21 protein-coding genes and 3 pseudogenes are annotated in these 21,591 nt (G+C 57.8%); 14 read left to right on the top strand and 10 right to left on the bottom strand.

What is annotated here, in order from left to right; genetic code table 11:
* A pseudogene (locus tag G442_RS23240) lies at positions 1 to 456 on the bottom strand (transposase); the annotation flags it as partial.
* Positions 457 to 520: 64 nt separating this feature from the next.
* On the opposite strand from G442_RS23240, the pseudogene G442_RS24620 reads away from it, so the two are divergent.
* Positions 521 to 1,002 (top strand): annotated as a pseudogene (locus G442_RS24620) (transposase); the annotation flags it as partial.
* Here G442_RS24620 and G442_RS23245 read toward each other — a convergent pair.
* On the bottom strand, positions 1,003 to 1,425 hold the full coding sequence (locus G442_RS23245; RefSeq protein ID WP_051292507.1) for a 2-hydroxyacid dehydrogenase: 423 nt from the start codon (positions 1,423 to 1,425) through the stop codon (positions 1,003 to 1,005).
* On the opposite strand from G442_RS23245, the gene G442_RS0117810 reads away from it, so the two are divergent.
* From G442_RS0117810 to G442_RS23250, 3 genes and pseudogenes are all read left to right on the top strand, one after another.
* Positions 1,348 to 1,767, top strand: coding sequence for an FCD domain-containing protein (locus G442_RS0117810; protein WP_084440700.1), 420 nt, complete (start codon positions 1,348 to 1,350; stop codon positions 1,765 to 1,767). The genes G442_RS23245 and G442_RS0117810 overlap by 78 nt on opposite strands.
* A 355-nt stretch (positions 1,768 to 2,122) precedes the next feature.
* Entirely contained in the window at positions 2,123 to 2,635 is a 513-nt protein-coding gene (locus G442_RS0117815) for a hypothetical protein (RefSeq protein ID WP_026399065.1), read from the top strand.
* A gap of 202 nt (positions 2,636 to 2,837) precedes the next feature.
* A pseudogene (locus G442_RS23250) lies at positions 2,838 to 4,173 on the top strand (ISNCY family transposase).
* Between the two features lie 24 nt (positions 4,174 to 4,197).
* Here G442_RS23250 and G442_RS25375 read toward each other — a convergent pair.
* On the bottom strand, positions 4,198 to 4,749 hold the full coding sequence (locus G442_RS25375; protein ID WP_146882631.1) for a hypothetical protein: 552 nt from the start codon (positions 4,747 to 4,749) through the stop codon (positions 4,198 to 4,200).
* A 363-nt stretch (positions 4,750 to 5,112) separates the two neighbouring features.
* Here G442_RS25375 and G442_RS26605 point away from each other — a divergent pair, with 363 nt between their 5' ends.
* Together G442_RS26605 and G442_RS23255 are read left to right on the top strand one after the other, a co-directional pair.
* Complete coding sequence (locus G442_RS26605; protein WP_408734938.1) at positions 5,113 to 5,880, top strand: IS30 family transposase; 768 nt, start codon at positions 5,113 to 5,115, stop codon at positions 5,878 to 5,880.
* A gap of 110 nt (positions 5,881 to 5,990) precedes the next feature.
* Positions 5,991 to 6,542: a glycine zipper family protein gene (locus tag G442_RS23255; protein ID WP_246789530.1), complete on the top strand. Its 552-nt coding sequence runs from the start codon at positions 5,991 to 5,993 to the stop codon at positions 6,540 to 6,542.
* A 503-nt stretch (positions 6,543 to 7,045) separates the two neighbouring features.
* Here the strand turns inward: G442_RS23255 and G442_RS0117840 are convergent.
* Positions 7,046 to 7,915, bottom strand: coding sequence for a pirin family protein (locus G442_RS0117840; RefSeq protein WP_026399067.1), 870 nt, complete (start codon positions 7,913 to 7,915; stop codon positions 7,046 to 7,048).
* Positions 7,916 to 8,319: 404 nt separating this feature from the next.
* On the opposite strand from G442_RS0117840, the gene G442_RS25385 reads away from it, so the two are divergent.
* From G442_RS25385 to G442_RS0117855, 3 genes are read left to right on the top strand one after another with little or no spacing between them, the layout of a single operon-like run.
* On the top strand, positions 8,320 to 8,484 hold the full coding sequence (locus G442_RS25385) for a hypothetical protein (RefSeq protein ID WP_154660416.1): 165 nt from the start codon (positions 8,320 to 8,322) through the stop codon (positions 8,482 to 8,484).
* Positions 8,481 to 8,936: a hypothetical protein gene (locus G442_RS0117850; protein ID WP_026399068.1), complete on the top strand. Its 456-nt coding sequence runs from the start codon at positions 8,481 to 8,483 to the stop codon at positions 8,934 to 8,936. Before G442_RS25385 ends, G442_RS0117850 begins: the two co-directional genes overlap by 4 nt.
* Before the next feature lie 9 nt (positions 8,937 to 8,945).
* Positions 8,946 to 9,350 carry a DUF5071 domain-containing protein gene (locus tag G442_RS0117855; protein ID WP_084440697.1) on the top strand — a complete coding sequence of 135 codons (405 nt, stop codon included), beginning with the start codon at positions 8,946 to 8,948 and terminating at the stop codon, positions 9,348 to 9,350.
* Between the two features lie 123 nt (positions 9,351 to 9,473).
* On the opposite strand, the gene G442_RS0117860 is transcribed toward G442_RS0117855, so the two are convergent.
* Positions 9,474 to 10,991 (bottom strand): nicotinate phosphoribosyltransferase, encoded by a 1,518-nt coding sequence (locus G442_RS0117860; protein WP_026399070.1) that lies wholly within the window; start codon positions 10,989 to 10,991, stop codon positions 9,474 to 9,476.
* 38 nt (positions 10,992 to 11,029) lie between these two features.
* Positions 11,030 to 11,842: a ribose-phosphate pyrophosphokinase-like domain-containing protein gene (locus tag G442_RS24135; protein ID WP_051292510.1), complete on the bottom strand. Its 813-nt coding sequence runs from the start codon at positions 11,840 to 11,842 to the stop codon at positions 11,030 to 11,032.
* A 444-nt stretch (positions 11,843 to 12,286) separates the two neighbouring features.
* Between G442_RS24135 and G442_RS0117870 the strand changes: the two genes are divergently transcribed.
* The 3 genes from G442_RS0117870 to G442_RS24140 all read left to right on the top strand — a co-directional run bounded on the left by G442_RS0117870 (position 12,287) and on the right by G442_RS24140 (position 14,082).
* Positions 12,287 to 12,865 (top strand): DUF2239 family protein, encoded by a 579-nt coding sequence (locus G442_RS0117870; protein ID WP_051292511.1) that lies wholly within the window; start codon positions 12,287 to 12,289, stop codon positions 12,863 to 12,865.
* Positions 12,858 to 13,346 carry an ester cyclase gene (locus tag G442_RS0117875; protein ID WP_026399072.1) on the top strand — a complete coding sequence of 163 codons (489 nt, stop codon included), beginning with the start codon at positions 12,858 to 12,860 and terminating at the stop codon, positions 13,344 to 13,346. Before G442_RS0117870 ends, G442_RS0117875 begins: the two co-directional genes overlap by 8 nt.
* Before the next feature lie 238 nt (positions 13,347 to 13,584).
* Entirely contained in the window at positions 13,585 to 14,082 is a 498-nt protein-coding gene (locus G442_RS24140; RefSeq protein WP_051292512.1) for a cupin domain-containing protein, read from the top strand.
* A gap of 12 nt (positions 14,083 to 14,094) precedes the next feature.
* Here G442_RS24140 and pdxR read toward each other — a convergent pair whose 3' ends face one another.
* Positions 14,095 to 15,555: a MocR-like pyridoxine biosynthesis transcription factor PdxR gene (gene pdxR, locus G442_RS23270; RefSeq protein WP_161628397.1), complete on the bottom strand. Its 1,461-nt coding sequence runs from the start codon at positions 15,553 to 15,555 to the stop codon at positions 14,095 to 14,097.
* Positions 15,556 to 15,710: 155 nt separating this feature from the next.
* On the opposite strand from pdxR, the gene G442_RS0117890 reads away from it, so the two are divergent.
* The gene (locus G442_RS0117890) at positions 15,711 to 16,385 is read left to right on the top strand and encodes a pyridoxamine 5'-phosphate oxidase family protein (protein ID WP_026399073.1); all 675 of its coding nucleotides are present in this window, start codon (positions 15,711 to 15,713) and stop codon (positions 16,383 to 16,385) included.
* 16 nt (positions 16,386 to 16,401) lie between these two features.
* Here G442_RS0117890 and G442_RS0117895 read toward each other — a convergent pair whose 3' ends face one another.
* Complete coding sequence (locus G442_RS0117895; protein ID WP_026399074.1) at positions 16,402 to 17,208, bottom strand: aminotransferase class IV; 807 nt, start codon at positions 17,206 to 17,208, stop codon at positions 16,402 to 16,404.
* Complete coding sequence (locus G442_RS0117900) at positions 17,205 to 18,518, bottom strand: anthranilate synthase component I family protein (protein ID WP_026399075.1); 1,314 nt, start codon at positions 18,516 to 18,518, stop codon at positions 17,205 to 17,207. The genes G442_RS0117895 and G442_RS0117900 overlap by 4 nt, the downstream gene beginning before the upstream one ends.
* A 407-nt stretch (positions 18,519 to 18,925) precedes the next feature.
* Between G442_RS0117900 and G442_RS0117910 the strand changes: the two genes are divergently transcribed.
* Entirely contained in the window at positions 18,926 to 20,386 is a 1,461-nt protein-coding gene (locus G442_RS0117910) for a catalase (protein WP_026399076.1), read from the top strand.
* A 915-nt stretch (positions 20,387 to 21,301) separates the two neighbouring features.
* Here the strand turns inward: G442_RS0117910 and G442_RS24625 are convergent.
* Positions 21,302 to 21,591: IS5/IS1182 family transposase (locus G442_RS24625; protein ID WP_026399077.1), on the bottom strand; the 290-nt coding region annotated here is incomplete at its 5' end.

Consider the following 21,591-nt stretch of genomic DNA (forward strand, 5'->3'; position numbering starts at 1 on the left):
CCTGGTAACGGACACTTGCCATGACGGCATAGGCAAGCATGACCAGAGAGACATGCCGATGCCAACCATGCCAGGAGCGGGTCTCGTTATGATCGAGACCGAATTCGTTGTGGCCGTCTCGAAACATTCTTCGATTCTCCACCGCGTCCCTTCAACGTTCACGAGTTCCTGCATGGTTGTTCCTTTTGGACACCATGTCGTAAAACAGGCAAGGTCTTTATCGGCGATGTTCCGGCGGATCAGCAGGCCACCTGTCCATGGTCCGGCTATAGGGCAGTCAAATTCTTCAGCATCCACATAGGCAAGCGGAAGATACGCCCAGTCGTATAACCGCTCGCCCTTTGCGCCGCTTCCCGCACACAGACGGCACCAGGCCTGCTCTGGAAGATTTGCGGCAATATCTTTGGCTTCTCCTGCAATCAGCGGGTTTGTCGCCCATGACCCGAACCAGTGATTGATCTGCCCCCCCCGCTGAGTGGCCCAGAGACTATGATAGTCTGGACCACGAAAGGGGCGATGAATGCCGAGCAAGAAGCACAAGCCGGAAGAGATTATCGGCAAGCTGCGTGAAGTTGAGATTGTGCTGGCGCAGGGAGCGAGCACGGCCGAAGCCTGCCGTCGGATCGCGGTCAGCGAGCAGACCTATTATCGCTGGCGCAAGGAATATGGCGGCCTGAAGACCGAGCAGGCGCGGCGGATGAAAGATTTAGAGAAAGAGAACCAGCGTCTTCGCCGGGCGATCTCGGACCTGACGCTGGACAAGCTGATTTTGCAGGAGGCTGCCAAGGGAAACTTCTGAGCCCTGCGCGGCGGCGGCGCTGCATCGATCATGTGCGACGAGAGCTTCCGGTGTCCGAGCGACGGATATGCCGGGTGCTGGGTCAGCATCGATCGACACAGCGCAAGGCGCCGCGCGGGGCGGATGGCGAACAGGCACTGACAGAGGACATCATTGCTTTGGCGAAGCAATATGGCCGTTATGGCTGTCGCCGGGTGACGGCTTCAGACCAGAACATCGAGTTCCGGCGGCTCCTTGCCTTCGACGACACACTGCATGTTATGAAGCATACGTTTTACATTGACTGCATATGTATCGGCGGAAATCGCACCGATATGCGGAGTGACGATCATTCTCTCCACGCCGATAAAACGGTGGTCCGGCGCAATCGGCTCGACCGGATACACATCGACGGCGGCTGCGCGAAGGTGGCCATTTTCAAGGGCTTCGGCGAGATCCTGCTCAACGATAAGTCCGCCACGAGCGGTGTTGACCAGAATTGCCCCGGGCTTCATGCTAGCAATCGAATCCTTATTGATCAGCCGCTCTGTTTCCTTGGACAATGCGCAATGCAAAGAGATCACGTCTGCCGTCTCGATGAGTGCGTCAAGCGTGGCGTAGCGCGCGCCGAGTTCACGCTCTTCCATAGGCGACAGCGGGTTGCGTTGCGTCGCCTTCAGGCGATCTCAAGCTTGCATAATGCGGATGAACAGGTCGATTATCTTTCAGCTGACTGGGATTTTCACTCCGCACTGGTGGCGCTCAGCGACAATAGAGTTCTGCAGGGAATGTATGACGGACTGAGGCCGAATCATGAGCGGGTTGGCATGACGGCGCGACCGACAGCGGCTGATCTCGAGATCCTGGATCGCGAACATTCCGCACTCTATGACAGTCTGATGAATCATGATGCAACGGCGGGTCAGATGTGGCTGTCCCGCCATCTCGACACTATAGGACCGCGTGGCGAGATCATTTCCCGTATCTGATAATTGCAGATGGGGGGATCGAAAAACCCCTTGGTTTAGAGGCTTGTCTTGTGATTCCATTTTTCGTGCGTTGATTGTGCGGGGTGGAAGACGAAGCAGTCTGGTTTCTTTGATGTTGAAGAGCGTCTTGCTCGGCTGAGCGGGCTTGGTGACCAACTCGAGGCGATCCCGCCCGTTGACGTTCAATGACCCTAGCCGCCCGCCACAGTATATCGCCTGAACTATGGTCAGGAATGATGGAGCGAAAGAGCGCAAGGACATCGAAGAAATGAAACTTCCCCGTATTTTCTTCTGTACCTGAAGAATCGCGCGTACTAGAATCATGCCAGATCACGGTTTCGCGGGAGTTCTTGTGATGACGCTTCTTACGGTTACGGGCTCGCATATCGCGTTGCAGGCGCCGTATCATCCGGAGCTCTCTGCGCAGGCGCGCCGTCTGGGCGGGAGGTTTCGAGGCAAGGAGGCTGGCTGGCTGTTTGACGCTGATCAGGAGAACGCACTGCGAGGGTTGTGCCACACGTTGTGGGGCGTCGACGGCACCGCGGGCGCCCTGATCGACACTGTGACGCTGCGCGTGACAGTCAGACCGAAATTCCATGAAGCGACGCTATGGCGGACCTTTGGGAGCGATATATGGATGTGCGGGCGGCAGATCGCATCCCGCAGGCCTGGCGGCAGACCTGTCGTCGTGCCAGGCCGTGGAGTGAAGTTTACCGTCGGACGTCCGCGTATTGAGGACGGGCCGACGGGTTCTTTCATGCTTTTGGTCGACGACGGGTGCGTCTTTACGGTTCGTGACATGCCGCGCATGGCGCTTACGGCCGTCTCGCGCACTCTCGCCGACATCGCAGAGTGGGAGGTGACCTGAGCGTTGCAGATAGCTGGTGAGGATCGATCATAGACTGTGCGCCTGCCGTTTTTAGTATGTGTAGTTGGCATAAGATATATTATGCGACACATGTGTTAGCGCCGGATTAAAATGTCCGCTTTGAGCCGAATAGAAATGTCCTCCCTGCCGTTTTTGGCGTTAGCGTGTCATCGCCATGGGTGTGCGGTTCGGGAGGCCGGACATGGGACTGGTGTTGATGGACGATCGAGACCTGCGCCGGGTTGGCGTGCTGGCCGAGGTGCTGTGCGGATCCCGCACGACCGCGTCGGCTGCGGATCTTCTGGGGATCACGACGCGCCAGACCCGGCGCCTGCTGGAGCGGATGCGCCATGACGGCGCCGGGGCTCTGGCGCATCGCTCGCGTGGCCGCACGCCGAACAATGTGACGCCGCCGGCGCTGCGCGAACACGTCCTGACGCTGGTGCGCACGCAGTATGCCGGGTTTGGCCCTACCCTCGCCTCGGAGAAGCTGGTGGAGCGCGACGGGGTTCAGGTCTCGCGCGAGACATTGCGCAAATGGATGCGCGATGACGGGATCTGGCTGACGCGCTCCCAGCGCAAAAGCTTTCATCAGAGCCGGATCCGCCGTGAGCGGTTTGGCGAGCTGGTGCAGATCGATGGGTCGGAACATCGCTGGTTTGGCCCGGATCGTCCGTCCTGCACGCTGCTGGTGTTTATCGACGACGCGACCAGCCGCCTGATGACCCTGCTGTTTGTCCCCAGCGAGAGCACCGACAGCTATTTCGAGGCGCTGGAGCTGTATCTGGAGGCCTATGGGCGGCCGACGGCCTTCTACTCGGACAAGCACTCCATCTTTCGGGTGGCCAAAACTGACGCCGTTGGCGGCCAGACCCTGACGCAGTTTGGCCGGGCACTGGCGGAGCTGAATGTCGAGATGATGTGCGCCAACAGTTCTCAGGCCAAGGGGCGCGTGGAACGGGCCAACCGGACGCTGCAGGACCGGCTGGTCAAAGAGCTGGCGCTCGAGGGCCTGACGACAATGGACCAGGCCAACGCGTTCCTGCCGGGGTTTGTCGCGCGGTTCAACGCAAAGTTCTCTGTTCCGCCCGCCCGCCCGTCCCGAGGACGCGCATCGACCGCTCGGCATGGCGTCATCGATTCTGCGCGACATCCTGTGCCGTCGTGAGATGCGCTATGTGGGGTGCCAGCTCAGCCTGTCGTGGAGGCGTCGCCTGCTGATCCTCGAGCGCAACGCGCGCACCGAAGGGCTGGCGGGAAAATACGTGGAGATTTTTGACTTCGCCGATGGGCGGCTGGACGTCCGACACCTTGGCGTCTCCCTGCCCTATCGCAGCTTCGACAAGAACCAGCGGGTCGAACAGGGAACTGTCGTGGAAAACAAGCGGCTGTCCGAGGCGCTGGCCTGGGCGGCGGAAATGCAGGCCCAGCCGCGTCCCTCGCCGCGGGTTAAGACAAACAGCGAGAAAGGCGGTTATGTGCCGACAGGCGCGAAACGCGGAAGAAGATCGGACTCGCTCTATCGGCCAAAAAGTTAGAGCGCAACGAAAGAGCGTTCGCCTTTAACACGTGCAACCATTGATGCAGAAAAATTCGACGTTTTTATTGTCGAGGTAGTAGTAAGCAGAAACTCTAACGGTTTTACCATTCTCTGATATCGGGACGATCCATTCACTTCCATTCAATGGCACCCCTAGCTCATGACGATCTCGCGGCCTGCCCATTATTTGATTTACACCAGAAATCGGCGTTGTATGAATCGCAGACCGCATGTTCGCCATGATTGAATATTCATGTGCGTTCGCATAGTTATTATCATCTGATAAGAATCGAATGCTGATATTTAGACAATCATCTTGATTAAAATATTTTTCGGTGGTGAAAGTTGTCGAGTAATTTACCTTTTTTAATTTTTCGTCGAATTGACGAATGGTCATAGCTGATGAAAATGTTATGTCGAAAATGTTGCAAATTTTCTCTAAATCACCGACTGTATTCAAATTATCTATAAACATTTTAATGGATTTTAAGAACGTTGTTTCGCCGTTGACGGACGCGTCATTCGCTTCGGGCGAGATCGATGACTTTGAAGCTTCTACCGCAGGACAGATCACGACTACTTCCTCTCTTGTCGTCAGACTTGCGCAGAATTTTGGTTTTCTGCTTGCAGCATAGGCGACCTCCTTCGGTAGAACAATCTCAAAAATATACAAATATATAAGTAACCATCTGAGAAGCGGTCGAAAATATGACGTGTGGCTCGCTATTACCCACGACGATCGGCGCGTATGAGAGTCCTCCCAAAACAGCCAACCGTCCCGCGTGGTGAGCCCTGCTACGCCTACGGCTTCGCAGGTCTCACCACGCGGACATTTCTATCGGGTTTGGGAGTGAGGCGGACATTTCTGCTTTGCTGGACGCCCGGACATTTCCGCGTTGTTGCAACAGGGTTTGTGCGCGGGCGGCGCAGCGCGACGATGCGGCTGGTCCGCGATCCGGTTCTTGCTGAGCGTGTGCTTGCAAGCCTGTTTCTTCTGTGGTCGCCCGAGCAGATTTGCGGACGACTGCGGCATGAGAACGTCCGGCTGTCGCCTGAGACGGTCTATCGCTGGATCTACTGCCGCGATATGCGCGAGCGCCAGTTGTGGAAGAGGCTGCGTCGTCACCACGTCAAACGCTGGCGACGTCATCAAAGACGCAGCCGTGGCCTGAGGATACCGCCGGAGCGTCGGATCGCCCAGCGACCGCAGGATATTGCCGCTCGGCGGATTGCGGGCCATTGGGAGGCGGATCTGGTGTTGTTTCGGGCAGCCCTCAACGGCCAGCGCAATGTCATGACGCTCGTCGAGCGAACGACCCGGTTTGTTCGGCTCGCGCGCCTTGAGGACCGGGCGTCGCGTGGCGTCGCCCGCGCCATGCAGGCGCTGACAGCCCATCTCCCTACCCCGCTCGCTGCGTCAGTTTCTGCCGATGGACACTCTTCTTCCCTCGAGCGGCCCCTCGGCTCTCAGAGCCATCAAGGCCCGGATGAACGCAACACCACGCAAATGCCTCGGCTACCTCACGCCGGCAGAGGCGATAGATCGGCTCATCGAGAGCTTAAGCCCTGGGAGGCCGGCTCCGCCTTACGGGCTCCGCAACGTCCCCAGGGCCTGCATTCTCATGACGTGGCGCACTTCAGCTTGAAGCTGCAAATTTTGTCGGTTCCAAAAGTCTCAAGGGTGGCGAGCTGGAATTTTTCGTAGATCAGACGGCGTCGAGGGGTAATTAACTCCGGCGCTGGTAAGTAAGAGCGAAAAAGCGCTTCGGTAAACGAGTGCTTGCCATCCAGTTTCGTTTCAGCGATCGATTGGCCATGAAAAACCGCGCCCTCCCAATCCTGACGCTTGCCGCCATGCTGTCAGCCTGCGCCTCGACGCCAGACGGGCCGACGGTCCCGGTCATGCCTCCACCTGGCAAAGAGGCATCGAGGTTCACTCAGGAGGCCGCCTTCTGCAAATATCAGGCCACCAAAGCTGTCGACGGGGAAGCAGCGAAGGCGAACGGGCGGGCAGTGTTGGGCACGTTGCTCCCGATCGTACTTGGGGCAGGTCTAGGCGCTGCCATCGGATCGGCAGCCGGCAGGCCGTGGTCCGGCTCCTATGCGGGAGAAGGGGCAGGCATCGGTGCAGGCAGCGGCCTGCTGGTGGGCGGTGGTGTTGCGGCTGCGTCATCGGGAGGAGTACAGAGCAGAATTCAGAACCAGTACGACAACACTTATGCCGCCTGCATGCTGACTTACGGCAACGCTATTCTGGGAATGGGTCCACCTTTTGTGGGGGCTTCGGGCGTAGGGCAGCCTCGGACGTCGGCAGTTCCTGCCGCCGCAGCCAGCCCGGACGTATCTGAGCCGGTGTCTAACGACTAGAATCAGTTACTCGGCATAAGTGGCCACGGACTAAAGAAGTTCTATTCCGTGGTAGAGAGCTGCTGGGTCTAGACAGGCGCTCGTGCGAAGCAAGTGATTGTAGCTCAGTATTTTCGAACACGTCGTCTTTGGCGTCTGGCTGGTGGACGAAAGCCCCGTCGTGCGCGGAAAAATCCGATATTTTCTGGATGTCGCCGTAGGACGGCATAATCCGCCCGGCCCCGACGATCACTGTTAATACTTTGCCATTAACTGTTCCTACGGCGCGATGCCTCGTATTTACTGCGACTGAATTTCATTGTGATCTAAACCGGCGAAGAAACCGTTGCGCGAGCTGGCGGTGGTTGAAACCGCACACGACTTCTTCAAAGCTAAATATATAGATGGCCGCTTCGGCCCATCAGTCGCTTTTAGCGTCGTGCCGAGTGCCGAGAGGGGTGTAGTAGATCTCCGCGTTATAATTTTAAAATATTTGGGAACAGAAATTCTATACTCTCGAAATTCTATAGTTCAGATGGAAGCGGAATGAACTCGTCGTGATCGGCGTCAGGTAACTTGAGGCGCCCCGCTTTCCAATCCGCTGCGGCCTGCGCAAGCCTTTCTTTCGATGAACTTACGAAATTCCAGGACAGATAGCGCTCGCCGACAGGCTCACCGCCAAGCACCATGACGGTACTGCGTTCCAGCGCCCGAAATGAAGACGTGCCTGATCCGAGGACAAGCATGCGCCCCGCCTCATAGCGCACTCCGTCGACCTCAACAGAGCCAGCGGCGATATAGAGCGCCCGCTCCGAGTGGTCGGTAGGGACCTCGGCCTGCCCCCCCGCGTCGAGATCCAGATGTGCGTAAAACAGGGGTGAATGAGTCCGAGCGGCGGCCCGCAGTCCATACGCCTGACCGGCGATGAGCTGGCCTTGCACTCCGCCGCTGTTCCATGACGGCAAGTCATATCCCTCGTGATGCGAGAAAGAAGGAGAGGCTTCCTCGTCGCCAGTCGGAAGCGCCACCCAGGCTTGAATGCCGTGCAGCCGGTCTCCGAAAGCGCGAGCTTTTTCGAAACGTTCGCTATGGGTGATCCCTCGCCCGGCCGTCATCCAGTTGACTTCATGTGGTCGTATCGCCTGCTCGGAACCCAGGCTGTCACGATGCATAACCTCTCCTGAGAAGAGATAGGTGACAGTCGAAAGCCCGATATGCGGATGCGGGCGTACATCGAGCCCCCGTTCCACGCCTGCCGCGACGTCAAGGGGGCCCATATGGTCGAAAAATATGAACGGGCCGACCATTCGCCGTTTTGCGAATGGCAGGACTCTTCCGACTTCGAGGCCGCCACCAAGACTGCGACGGCGTTGCTCAATGATCATCTCGATCATGCGATCCTCCATGCCGCGATAGCCACCCTTGGCCTTTCGTCCGTGTCCAACTCCTCGGGGCGTTTTATGCGCCTATCCACCGCTATTATACTAACGGAAATCGAAACTGGGGTAGTACATAATGTTATATCTGCGGCAGGGATGGTAGTAATAATCGCCGTCAGGATCAATGCCGCAGTCATCCCCCAAGCAGAGCATATTTCTGCCTCGCCAACCTGTTACTTTCGCCGCTGAGGTGTTGCGTGCCTGATAGAGTTCCATAGCCGAGGCTTTGGTCCAGGACTCATTCACTTCCGCCATTTCGCCCGTAATGCAATCGGCCGTGCAGGAAGAAAACAGCCGTTCCAATAATAATTTCACCTTCTTATGCCGATGGAGATAGGTCGCTTGAGGACGCAGTTTGCATGACGAGTGATACAGGCTGGATCGTGGAAGCAGTCGCAAGAAAAATCGATTTCGCCGCGTACCAGAACGTAGCGGCGCTTGTCGGGGAGTTCCTTGTTTCGGCGGCGACTACCCTGCGCGAAGGCGGTCGGCCCACGGCGGACAAAGAGATGGCTGAAATATGAATATTCGTCCCGGCGCAGAGATTCGACGAGGATTATTTACCGACCCATATGTGGCTCCTGACCTGTTCACACTGCGCCCGATCGTTGGCCGAGAATTACGTGGCGAACTGATCCATCGTGGAGAGCCTGTCGCTGAAATTGATGGACCTGAAATCCTCTCGTTCCACCAGATGGCCGATTACGGCTGGTTGTTCCTTACATGTGGTGGCCTGGAGGAGGATTTTCCGATTGCGACCTTGCTCAGCGAAAAATTTTCCGTCCTCGACGGCGCGCCTTTTCCGGTTCTTCCTCCGATCGGAATGCCAAATGACATATGGCGCAGTGGCGACGCCGCCATAAGCGCCAGATTTCCTGTCATGGGCGAGGAATTCGAACTGCAGGTATCGCCCAAGAGCACCGGTCTGTTACGACGCTCGACGCAATGGATCCACATTAGGCGAATTCTGGCATAGGAGGCGTGCTTGAAGCCTGTTCCCGCAAGCGTATTTCCCTTGCCATTTCCTGATTATAAAACCGAGACAGACAAGGCTGTAGCTATCGTAAAGCTGGGGTGGCCGGCCGTTGAACCAGTCCTGCAGCACATCGTCGACTGGGTTTCCGATCGGAATGATCCAGTCGCGCATGTCTTCGCGCCGTTCTTGATCGATATCGGCTTACCGGCAGCCTTACATATTGCTACGGCTCTCGCCGGATATGACGGGTGGCGCAAATACACCCTGCTGGTCGATGTTGTCGCCAACTCACCTCAACTCGCCGGGGTGCTCAGGCGCGAGCTTGAAATGCTTGCGATCTGCCCAACTGAAAACGACGCGCGTGAAGAAGTGGCTATACAAGCCAGAGAAATTCTGCACTCCATGAAATCGTAAGGCAGGTCGAATCTATTTCGACACTACACTTACAGTGATGAAGGATGCGCGTCGCAGAGTCCTGATCGCCAAACATTCAGCTGTCCGCGGGACTGCGACCGCCTGAACGCAGGGCGCTGACGGCTAGTAAGACGCCAATTCTGCCTCAATGTTGGCGCGAACAGCGCTCCACGTCTGGCGGCGTAAAAACACGTTGTCCTCGAATATCGTCTGCAAAGCGCCGCCTTCCTCATCCCCCGGCGTCACGCCTTCACGCAGGACATATTCGCCACTAACTTCGTCGACCCGCAGCAGACCGGTAGCGGATTTTTTTGTGCCGTCATCCGTCGCAGGATTTTTGAATAAGTTTGTAGGCGATCCGTCGACCACGGCGTAAGTGCCTTTGGAGGTTATGGAGAGGCTGTCGCGCGTCACATACTGATAAGTGAAGGATCCAACGCCGAAGACCACGTTTGTGGATGCAAAGCCCTTGGCCTCCAGACCGGCCACGATGGCGGAGGCGCGCGCGAGTGTGATGGAGTCTCCATAAATAACACCAATGGCCGGGTGAAGCAGAATGTAGCCGGTTTCCAGCCGCTCTCCGCCGAAGACCTCATAGAGGCACTCCACAGCGCCCTTGCGTTCAGGAGAGCCCATAGGCGCTTCCGGATCGCCGCAGATAATCTTGACAGGATCGCCGCTGTCCGGCCGGAACACTACTTTAGCCTGCCCAGAGCTGTCGGGACGCCGCGCGAGGATTTCGGTCTTGAGTCTGGTGACGAATTCCGTCACGACCCGGAAGAAATCCCACGTATCAGAGACGATACTCACAATGCCGGTGGGAAATTTTTTGACAATCAGATCCCGGAACGTGTCGATCTCCGTTTCCCGGCCGCCCAGACACATTACCAGATGTTCGGTCGCGGGCACTGAGCATCCATACTGATAACTGTCGTCGTGCTCGGGATAGTGTTTCTCCACGACATCGATCGCCGGGATAGTGTCCGTGCCCAGAAAGCATGCAAGATGCGCGATGCCTGTGTTAGCCGCGTCGTGAACGCCGGACATGCCCCTCATGGAGAAATCATGCGCCTGATACGATACGGCCGCTGTCGAGCCTGCAGTGCGCATCGCCGCTGAGTCCAGCAGGCGTCTGTACTCGAAGGCCGTTGTTGCGTTCACGATAGTCTTCCACAGTTCGTCAGAGAAGATCGTCTCCAGATAGTTGGTCAGAAAGGCAAACCGCGGATCGGTGTTTACGATCGTCATGAAGGGAACCTTCATCCCAACGCGCCGCCCTTCGGGGAGCGCCTTGATGCGCAGTGGCAGATATCCGAGATCATGCAGATCGGCGAACTCAACGATCAATCCGTCAACATCGCAATTATCTGGAAGAGACCTTTCAAGGCGGCGCCTCAGAAGTTTCAGCGCGACGCTCTTGTTCACAGAAAAAAACGTCCGGCGCCACATTTCGACGATGTCGTCGACGGCGCGTTGCACGCCCAACACCACTGCTTTTCCGTCGTAATCTGGCAGACCGTGGAATAGCCGCGCAGTGCGAGCCGTGAAGTTCGTGTAGATCAGGGACGCGCCTTCCGGGATCATCTGTGCATGGCTTGTTTTATAAAAGTCTGTCGCAGTTGGAGCAAAAATATCTAGCATAGGACTGCCCTTTCGGCTGAATCGGATGATCCGTGTTTTCACCATGTGTTTTGGAGGTGACGCACCTGCGTCGGTAACGGCGCGTCTGTCATCAGGTTGGCGACAAGGATTTCGTCATAAATATCCAAAAGATCATTAAAGCCGTGAGAGAAAATTCCATGTGTGACATAAAGGCGCAAAGGGCCTGCGACTCTTTCTCTCAGCATCTCGCCAATCCCGACAAAGGTCCGTCCGCCATCGCAAATGTCATCGACCACGATAGCGCCCCCTGACGTATCAAGTTTTTCGAAATCGGTGGGTAGATGAAAACCAGAGAGCCCCCCGTTGTCAGGATTGCGGTTCTTTTCCGCGACGATAACCGGATGGGTGTCGCCAGCCGCTTCCCCGGCGCGCAAGACTGCGCCTTTGTCTGGAGCGACCACAACTTCACCGGGACGAAGCTCGCCGCCGACAAACTGTGCTGCCGGAACGCTTTTGAAGTTAGTGATGAGCGTCTGCGCCACTGGAGAATGGACGTCCCATGCTTCCACATAGTTAAAGCTGGCGCTATTGAGCAGGCGCGCCATAACCGCCAACGACATCGCTTCGCCCGGGAAGCAGACGCGATCCTGGCGCGCAAACGGGATATACGGGCAGAACAGGTGAATCGTCGGTCGTTCTTCCAGGCGGTGGATTGCGTCGGCCACCAGCAGCAAGTCAATCAGGTCATCCGATTTATGGATCGCCGCCTTGATTACCCAGTTCTTAGATACGCCTTTCTGATAGCCTGACAGTCGAACATGACGCTCGCCACCTGCGAATGTCATCGTGTCGATCTCGACCGGTGTGGACCACTGAAACACCCGGATCATGGCGGCTTCTCCTTATTGCTGACACTAGCATTAAAATGCATTATGCATTTTACAAATGAACTATTTGTAATTTTTGATCCGTTCATGAAGACTCAGACTTGTTAATTCATTGAATGAAGGGGTGTTTCGTGATTCACAGGCTTATCGATGGAGGTGATGCTGTGAATGATGTGTTCCTGCTGTCTGCGCTCCGAATGAAGCGAATTGAGCCGTTGTTCCCTCTTGCTCACGGAGTGCCACGCAGTCGGTGACTGGCGTGTTCCGAGCAGGATCGTTTATGTGGGTCTCGAGAGAAAACATGATGTTTTGAAAAAATGAAATGAAGAATCTATGCGGACGGTGACGTCGGCGTAGACATATCGATATATAAATTTTACCCGGGTGTTATTGACGTTAATTTTTATCCGGGTAAATGTCCGGCGAAACGCAACCGTGGAGACGAGCATGGGCGAGAGACCCGAAATCGGCGATGTCGTTGTTTTTGCCGGAACGCAACGTATCGGGGCGGGCCCGCTGGCCGCGGTGCTCGTGGCGCTAAAGCAAGCGGAGGAACAGGGAAACGGCGCCACCGTCTTTGACGCTACGACGGGGGCGGTTATTGATCTGGATTTACGCGGCTCCCTTGACGACGTGGCCGCGCGCTACCAGCCAAAACCGTTGCCGGAAGTGAAACGAGGGCGTCCCAAGCTTGGCGTTACGGCCCGAGAAGTCACTTTACTGCCCAGGCATTGGGAATGGCTCGGCGCGCAACCCGGGGGAGCGTCTGTCGCCTTGCGAAAACTCGTCGAAGCGGCCCGCAAAACGGATAGCGTGGATGGTCCGACACGCGCGCACGTTGAAGCCGTTTATCGTTTCATGGTCGTGATCGCGGGAGATATGGTTCAGTTCGAAGAAGCCTCTCGCTCCCTGTTCGCTCACGACTGGACGCGATGGGAGGAATTGATCCGCCTTTGGCCAACCGATGTGCAGGACCAGTTGCGACGTTATTTGGCGGCGAACAGCGATCAGACGCACGATGAATAACAGGGAGCGCCGCCAGAATAGAGTTGCCGCCTTTATTCACGATGTCTGGAATTGTGGGCGGGAGGAAATGGTCGGTGGATACATCGCCAAAAACTACACGGTGCACCACGATCCGGGCGATCCGTGGGACGGGCAGATTCTCAATGTAGCTGATTTTATCGCGCGCTTGAAGATTTGTCGGGCGCCCTTTCCTGATCAGCGCTTCGATATTCAGAACATGTGCGTAAACGACGACGCAGTGACTATATGCTGGCTGTGGGAGGCGACTCAGGCCGGAGACCTCCCAGACTTTCCAGCCACTGGACAGCGAATTCGAATGTCCGGAGCCACGCATTATCTGTTCGACTTCGAAGATAAGATAAGCGGCCATTGGCAGGTAACAGACCGGCTGGGCGTATTTCAGCAATTGCAGAAGAACGGTTCGATCACGAGGGCGCTCTCCGGCTCTCGCCGTGATGGTTCGGCGACTGGCGCACGCTGATCGGCGTTCTATTTGAGCGTAAAGCGTTACGATGGGGGCACCAAAGACTCGGCGTCTGAATGCGTGGCTCAACCATGTGCAGCTCCATGTTCACCTACACCAGTGTGAGACCGCCGATACGCCCTGGCGGCTGATATAAATTTACAGAAAAATCTCCATGCAATCATATCTTCAAATCCTATAATATCCTAAAATATGTTAATATAAAAAGGGGAGTAAAATGGAGGAGCATTCAGGGATGACCAAAGCGAGCGTAGACGTTTTCAAGCATATTTCTTTTTTGGCGACTTCCCTTTTTTTCTCCGTTCCCGCCTCATTTGCGGCCACGTCGGTTGAGCAAAAACCGGAAACGACCACAGTGGCTCCGGTGGGCGAAAGCGCGACGAAGTTGATACATGCCAAGGACGGCGTGACCCTTCGTGAATTCGTGGGGCGAAACGCCCCAATACGGTCGGAAAGACAGAGTGTGGCGTTATTCGTTCTGCCGTCAGGCGCCACGACGCCTGTAAGTTACAATACTGAGGGAGAGGAACTTATCCTCGTGCGCAGAGGCCGGGGGAATGTGCGTGTTGGCGACAGAACATGGCCGGTGAACGCTGGCGATATTGCATCATTTCCTGCTGGTCAGCCGCATCGAGTGGCGGCGGATCCGGGTAAGACGTTGGAGTTTTACGCAATCAGCAGCCCCGCCTTCGGACCAGCCACGTATCGCGAGGTTTCACCTGCGTCTAAATGATGTCGGCAGGGATCAACCGATCGCGCCGCGCCTGATCTCATGTGACAGTTTCTCCAGATCGGGACGCGTGGCCCGGGCGACGCCGATCAATATTCCGCGCGACGACGCGCCTCCAGAGGAAGTCAGGCACATGGGTGAAAGGGCGCGAACGCCGAATCCTGCCGCCTGCAACCTGTTCTGGAGTACGATGTCGTCGATTGTGGGGTCACGAAAGCGAAGCAAAAGTTGCAGCCCGCCCGTTCCCGGCCCCAACTCGATAGAGTTGCCTAACCTTCGCGATAATTCCTCGACTGCAAGATTCATCCGTTCGGCGTAAAGTCTGGTCATGCGGCGTATATGTCCGCGCAGATGTCCGTCGAAGATGAAATCCGCTAACGCGGCCTGCACGTGCGCCGGAATAGACAATCCTCGCTCTCGCATCATGGAGCGTATCGGGTCGACATACCGGCGTGGAAGTATGGCGTACGCAACACGCATTCCGGGCGCAAGCACCTTCGCCATTGTGCCGCAATAGGCGACCGTTTCATGTCGGTCTATACCCTGCAATGCTGCTATCGGCCGGCCATCGTATTGAAATTCGCTGTCGTAATCGTCCTCTATGATGACTGCGTCGGACCGTCGCGCCCGATCCAGCAACGCCAGACGCCGGGCCAGACTCATCGTCACTCCCGTAGGATACTGGTGTGATGGCGTTACATAGATCAGCCGAGGTCGCGGCAACCCGGCGGTTTCGCACGCGACGCCCTGTGCGTCGCAGGCCACAGGGACGAGATCGGCGCCGCGCGCGGCGAGAATGTCTCGCGCGGCGACGTAACCGGGATTCTCGAACCATGTAACGCGACCGTCCGGTTCGGCGGGACGAAGGGCCACTTCGGCCAGTAACGAAATCGCAATGCGTGTCGACGGTACGATCACGACCTGTGACAGGTCCGCCAAAACGCCGCGATACTGTCGGGCGTGATCGAGCACAGCCTGCCGTAAAATAGCCAGCCCTTCCGGCTCATCGTAACTGAGGTCGTGAACGATCAACGATCTGGCCCTCACGCCGAGGCATCGCGCCCACGGAGCATGAGGAAATTCGGTCACGTCGGGTTCACCCGCGCGGAGTTTCTCCGGCCTCGCGGCGATCCCGCCTTTCGGCGTCGCATCGTTCAGCGGTGAGTTGTCCCGCTGAGGCTGGGCGGCTTCAACTGCGAGAGCCCGGCTGAAAAATGTCAAATCTGGAAGCGTCGCGACCACGCTGGCGGCGCCGGAACGTGAAACCACGTACCCTTCGCCATGCAACCGATCGTAAGCTTGCACGACGGTCGAACGTGACACCTCGCAGGCCTCGGCCATGCGGCGTGTCGAAGGCAGGCGCGCCCCTGTCGGCAGGCGCCGGTCGAGGATGGCGTCGCGCATGGCGCGGTAAATCTGGCCTTCCAGATCGCCCTGCGCGCGGTCTGGCTGAATCCATCCTTGGGGGAGGTCCAATGTCGCCATCTCCGATCCACTGCAGCGAACTGGTCTGCTCATTAAGTAAAAACTGGACCGTGAGGCCATACCAGAATCACGCCATTACACAAATGCGGCCGCAAGCCGCCTCGCCCACTCGTCTCGCTTTCCCCCCGCTCCATCCGAGATGCCCCATGCCCGACACGCCGTCCGATACCTTTCCGGTCACTCAGCGCTCCCGCATCCGCAGGGCGCATCAGCGCGGCAGCTACGTCCGGGATGACGTCTACGCCGTGATCGACGCGAGCCCTCTGTGCCATGTTGGTTATGTCATCGACGGCGAACCCTATGTGACGCCAACGATACACTGGCGTGAAGGCGACGTTCTTTACTGGCATGGTTCAGCCGCCAGCCGATTTTTGGAAAGCGTCGTCGGCGCCCGTGCCTGCGTGACATGCAGCATGATGGACGGCTATGTCATGGCCCGCTCGGCGTTTAGTCATTCGGTGAATTACCGTTCGGCTATGGCCTTTGGCGTCGCGGAACTGGTCGACGATCCAGACCATGCGGCAGACGCCTTGCGGCGATTTGTGGAGGGCCTGTTTCCTGGCCGGTGGAACAGTCTCCGTCCCATGACCAGACAGGAACTCAAAGCGACCTCGGTGCTCAAAATGACGATCGAGGAAGCCGCGGTTAAGGTCCGTGACGCGCCGCCCGGCGATCCGCAGGAGGCCGATGTACCAGTATGGGCGGGCGTGATCCCGATGGAGACCCATCTGGGCGCCCCAATCCCTGCCCCGGAATTACCGAAAGAAACGCCGTTTCCCGAAGAGTTGGCGCGGTTGATTGCGTCGGGCCGTCTACGCTGAACGAGGCCCTGCGCTGTCAACCAAAAAGAAACCGGCGCAGGGTCTCTTCAATGCTGGCGTCTTGCCGCAACTGGCATGCGCCGATGGCGCCAATGGCGCGAAGCGAGAGCGCCGAGACCAGCCATCCCGCCTCAACGTCTTTCAGACCCGAGAGAGGGAGCGACGCCTCAGTGCACAATCCGGCCTCCAGCAGTCTTGCGCGGGACGTGCCGGGCAGCGCCCCGTCGTCGAGAGGCGGCGTGGTCAGTGTTCCATGGCTCAAGAAGATCACATTGGCGGCGCTTCCTTCAGCGACTGCGCCGTTCGCGCCAGGCAGCAGAGCATCGTCGTATCCTGCCGCTGACGCTTCGAGGCGGGCCATGACGCCCGGCAGGTAATTCAACGATTTGACCTGACTTAACGGAGAGGTCCCGTCGCGGGTGAAGCGGCTAACATGCAAGCGCGCCGGGGTTGAGAGTGGAGCGGGCGCGGCGGGAGAGCACGTCAGCAACGTCGTGAGCGACGGCTTGGCGGGCGGCTCCAGCCCGCGTGGCCCCGGCCCGCGCGTCACGGTAAGGCGCATCGAACCGTCGCGCAGTTTGGAAGCGCCGATCAGATCTTTCACGCCTTCGCGAAGCGCCGCAAAATCTGGTGGAAACATCATGAGGGTGGCGCAGCCTCTTGCTAGCCGCGCCAGATGGCGTTCGACGTGTGGCGTGACGCCTCCCGACACACGCAGGGTCTCGAAAAGCCCGTCGCCCAGTAGAAGGCCTCTATCCGCCGGATCTATACGCGCGTCAGCCGCTGCAAGGACGCGACCATTCAGCCACAAAAGGTCGCTCACTCCTCAAACACCGAGAGAATGGGCGCTGCTTTCAGAAGCATTTCTTCGTACTCCCGCTCGGGGTCCGACAGCCACGTAATGCCTCCGCCCGCGCCGATCCGCAACGTGTTCCCTGCCCGCTCGACGCTCCGGATCACTACGGAACTGTCCATCGCGCCGTCGACGCCGATGCGAAACACGCTGCCGCAATATGCGCCGCGCGCGGAGACCTCGACCTCGTCAATTATCTCCATAGCGCGCCTCTTCGGCGCGCCGGTGACCGATCCGGGGGGCAGCGTCGCTCGGAGCAGATCAATGGCGTCGACCCCGGGGCGCAGTTCTCCCTGTATGGCGGAAACAAGATGATGCAGATGGGGAAAACGCTCCACGACGCAAAGTTGTGGAACTGTGACCGAGCCGATCGCACATACGCGCCCGATGTCGTTGCGCATCAGGTCGGTGATCATGAGGTTTTCCGCATTCTCCTTCTCGTCCTGCGCGAGCATTGCGGCGTAGGCTGCGGTTTCTTCATGGTTCGTTCCCGGGGGCGCTGTCCCTTTTATCGGCCGTGTCTCGACCCTACCTCCCGCCGAAAGGGAGAGAAAGCGTTCCACCGACGCGCTGAGCAGGGAAAAGCCGGGCGAGCGGAGATACGCTCCAAACGGCGCCGGGGACCCTTCGCGCAAAGCGCCATATGCAGCGATTTCGTCAAAAGCTGCAGGCGCATTGGCTTTCCACCGCATGGTCACGTTGGCCTGAAAAATATCGCCCTCGCCAATCAGACGAATGACCTCGCGTACGGCGTCCAGCCACTGCGCGCGTTCCATATCGGGCAAGAAGCGTAGCGGCGTCTTGAACTGCGGCACGGCATGCGCATGCGGCCGGAGACCGGGAGGGGGGCCGGACCTGAAGCACCGTCGCTCAAGCCGGTCGAACGCGATCACGGAATCATAGGAGGCGGCGATTAGCGTCGGCGCAGGACTCTCATGGCGGCACGGCGTGCGCTCCGCAAACATGCCCGCTTCGTAGGACGCCAGACCGATTACCCCGCCATCGAAAGGCGGCGCGTCGGCTGAGGCGCCAGACGCGGGGATACGCGCTTGCATGTTACGAAGATGGCCCCATGGGTCGCCTGACACGGCCTGCCCGTTGCGCCTGACCTGCCGCCCACGCACAACCAGTGTTTCCACTGGATTGTAGCACAGGTAGGACCAGCGGGAACGCTCATCAGGTTCTCCGCCACTGTCCAGCAACGCAAGCCACTCTCCGCCGTCGAGCGTCCGCAATGCGCTCCAGGGATCCGTCCATTCTACTTCCTGCGCGCCTCTCATGGCGCTCGTTTATATGGAGGATGGCGACGACGGAAGGCGTTGAGAATGGCCGCGTTCGCTTCGAAGCCGACGACGATGGAGTTCTCCTCCCTCACTGCGCGCCCCAGAGACAATAAAGTAACAAAATGATGAGCGCTGAAGGGGCTCGACATCGCCTCAACAAGGCGCATGTATTGAGCGTGGGGACCACCGAACGACGCTTTCCGCGTGTGCGGCGACCAAGACCAAAATGTCCGCCAACTCGTCTCGCCCTCTGTGTCAAAGCGCCCGAAAAGCGCGGAGATGCGATGCCTGTCGCCTCATGGTTCGACCGAGAGGCACTCGGTAACGAACCAGACTTGCGTCAGGCACGTTCCCATCAGGACATTGTTCACTACGCGTAGGCATACGTTTCAGGAGCTTGAAAGATGAGCGCTTCCGATCTGGACACCCACACTACGGACTCCGGCATTCCGGTTTCCGACGACCAGTTTTCGTTGAGCGTCGGCGCGGATGGGCCGCTCTTGCTGCACGACCACTACCTCATCGAACAGATGGCCGCCTTTAACCGGGAGATGATCCCTGACCGGCAACCTCACGCCAAAGGCGGTGGCGCGTTTGGTTATTTTGAAGTCACGAAGGATCTCAGCCGCTATACGAGCGCCAAGTTTCTTCAACCTGGAGCGCGCACCGACGTCGTGGCCCGCTTTTCGACCGTTGCGGGCGAGGCCGGAAGCCCGGACACCTGGCGCGATCCGCGCGGGTTTGCTCTCAAGTTTTATACAGAAGAGGGCAATTTCGACATGGTCGGGAACAATACGCCGGTGTTCTTCGTGCGTGACCCGATGAAGTTCCAGCATTTCATTCATTCGCAAAAGCGTCGCGTCGACAGCGGTCTGCGTGACAACGACATGCAATGGGATTTCTGGACGCTGAATCCCGAAACAGCGCATCAGGTGGCGTGGCTGATGGGAGATCGGGGCATCCCGGCGAACTGGCGTCATATGGACGGGTTTTCCAGCCACACATATATGTGGGTGAATGCTGCTGGTGAACGGTTCTGGGTCAAGTATCACTTCAAGACCGATCAGGGGATCAAGTTCCTGACACAGGACGAAGCCGGGAAACTCGCCGGAGAGGACGCCGATTATCATCGCCGGGATCTGCACATGGCGATCAAGCGCGGCGAGCATCCAAGCTGGACGCTCAAGATGCAGATCATGCCTTATGACGAAGCAAAGGATTATCGCATCAACCCGTTCGACCTCACCAAGGTCTGGCCACAAGGCGAGTATCCGCTGCAGGAAGTTGGGCGGCTGGTGCTGGATCGTAATCCGACGGATTTCCACTCCCAGATCGAGCAGGTTGCGTTCGAACCGAATAATTTCGTCCCCGGCACCGGGCTTTCGCCAGACAAGATGCTGTTGGGCCGTTCTTTCGCATACGCCGACGCCCATCGCGCGCGATTAGGCGTCAATTACAAGCAAATCCCGGTAAACGCCCCCAAATGCCCGGTTCACGCCTATACCAAGGGCGGGGCGATGCGGATGACGAACGCGAGCGATCCTGTTTATGTCCCGAACACGAAAGGCGGTCCGGTCGCAGACCCAAAGCGCTACCCGGAGAATGCGGTGTGGTCGACCGACGGCTCCTTCATGCGTTCGGCTTATACGCTACGGCCTGACGACGATGATTTCAGTCAGGCCCGGGTACTGGTCACCAGAGTGATGGATGACGCTGCGCGTGATCGTCTTGTTAACAATGTAGTCGGCCATGTGTTGGGCGGGGTCGAGGAACCGGTTCTCTCGCGGGTGTTTGAATACTGGTCGAACATCGATCCGACCTTGGGACAACGTATTCGTGAGGGGGTGCAGGCAGGCAAAGCCTGAAAGGGTCCGCCCTGGGTTCGCCGCCTTCGCGGCGAGCCCACCGGGCGGACGAGGAAACGGTTCGCATACAGGAGCAGAACCAGTCAGGATTTGAGTGCTTGTGCAGTTAATCCCATTGAGCCAAAAGCCCTACGCCTTCGTCAGTTAGGATCGTTTGTCAGGCGGTATGGGTCGAACGTATCGGCGCCAGAATTGAGTGTGGCGTTGTCCGCGCAGGCTTTGCGGAAACGCCGTCGGCTCAAATCAGCGATCATCCCCGCGATGATGCGAATGTCTCAGGAAATTTCGCGGCTGATTATTAGAGATAGAGCCGGTATCGGATATTTCTCCACGGCCGTTTGGAAAGTCTCAGCCTATAAACTTGGTATTGTTATTATAGCATCGACCCACGGAGGCAACGGGGCGATAGCAGCGCGACGGACAGAGGCATAAGAACGATTGTCGAGATAATGGAAAATGCCTGTGCGGCGTAGCCGTAATTTCCTGATATGGCGACGCCGCCAAAGAATATAAAAAACCACGTGCACGTTACAGCGACGATTAAAGTGACTCGGGTCGCCTCAAAGGAGGCGATCACCGGAATCTCCGCAGGGCACGCCCGCATAAAGAAATGACCCATGAGCGCTACTGACGGGACTAGCAGAAACGGAAATAACGTCATGACGCCGACATGCATACCGCGCGCCGCTATAGCAATGTCGGCATGTGTCGTTATCGCCCGAATAGGTACGTAGCTCCAGACGTTGCCAACGCACATCAGCATGAGCCAGAAAATAAACGTTCTCGTCGCCCGGTTGTCTGCTCTCAAGCAGTCAACAGCCGCGCACAGACAAATATAGATGAAAGCGTTACCGACATAAGGTCCGGCGAGTGCAATGGCCGCCGCCGCCCATCCGTGACCGCTGCTAGGGTCTGTTAGGTCTTGAGATGATCTGCTGTTGCAGCGATGCAGATGACAGCCATGAAGGACGTAGCGGTTTTCTCATACCGCGTGGCGACTGCTCTCCACTCCTTGAGGCGTGCCCACAGGTTTTCCACCAGATGTCGGTGCCGATAGGCCCATTTCGGGCAGGCTACTTGCGGTTCGTTGCGTTTTGTCGGGATGACCGGGCGTGAACCCCTGTCCCATAAGGCCTCTCGAAACTGGTTCGAGGCATAGCCCCGATCGCAGACGACGTAGCGCGGGGCGTGCGGCAATGCGTCAA

Source organism: Acetobacter nitrogenifigens DSM 23921 = NBRC 105050 (assembly GCF_000429165.1).
In the GTDB taxonomy this organism is placed as follows: Bacteria; Pseudomonadota; Alphaproteobacteria; order Acetobacterales; family Acetobacteraceae; genus Acetobacter; species Acetobacter nitrogenifigens.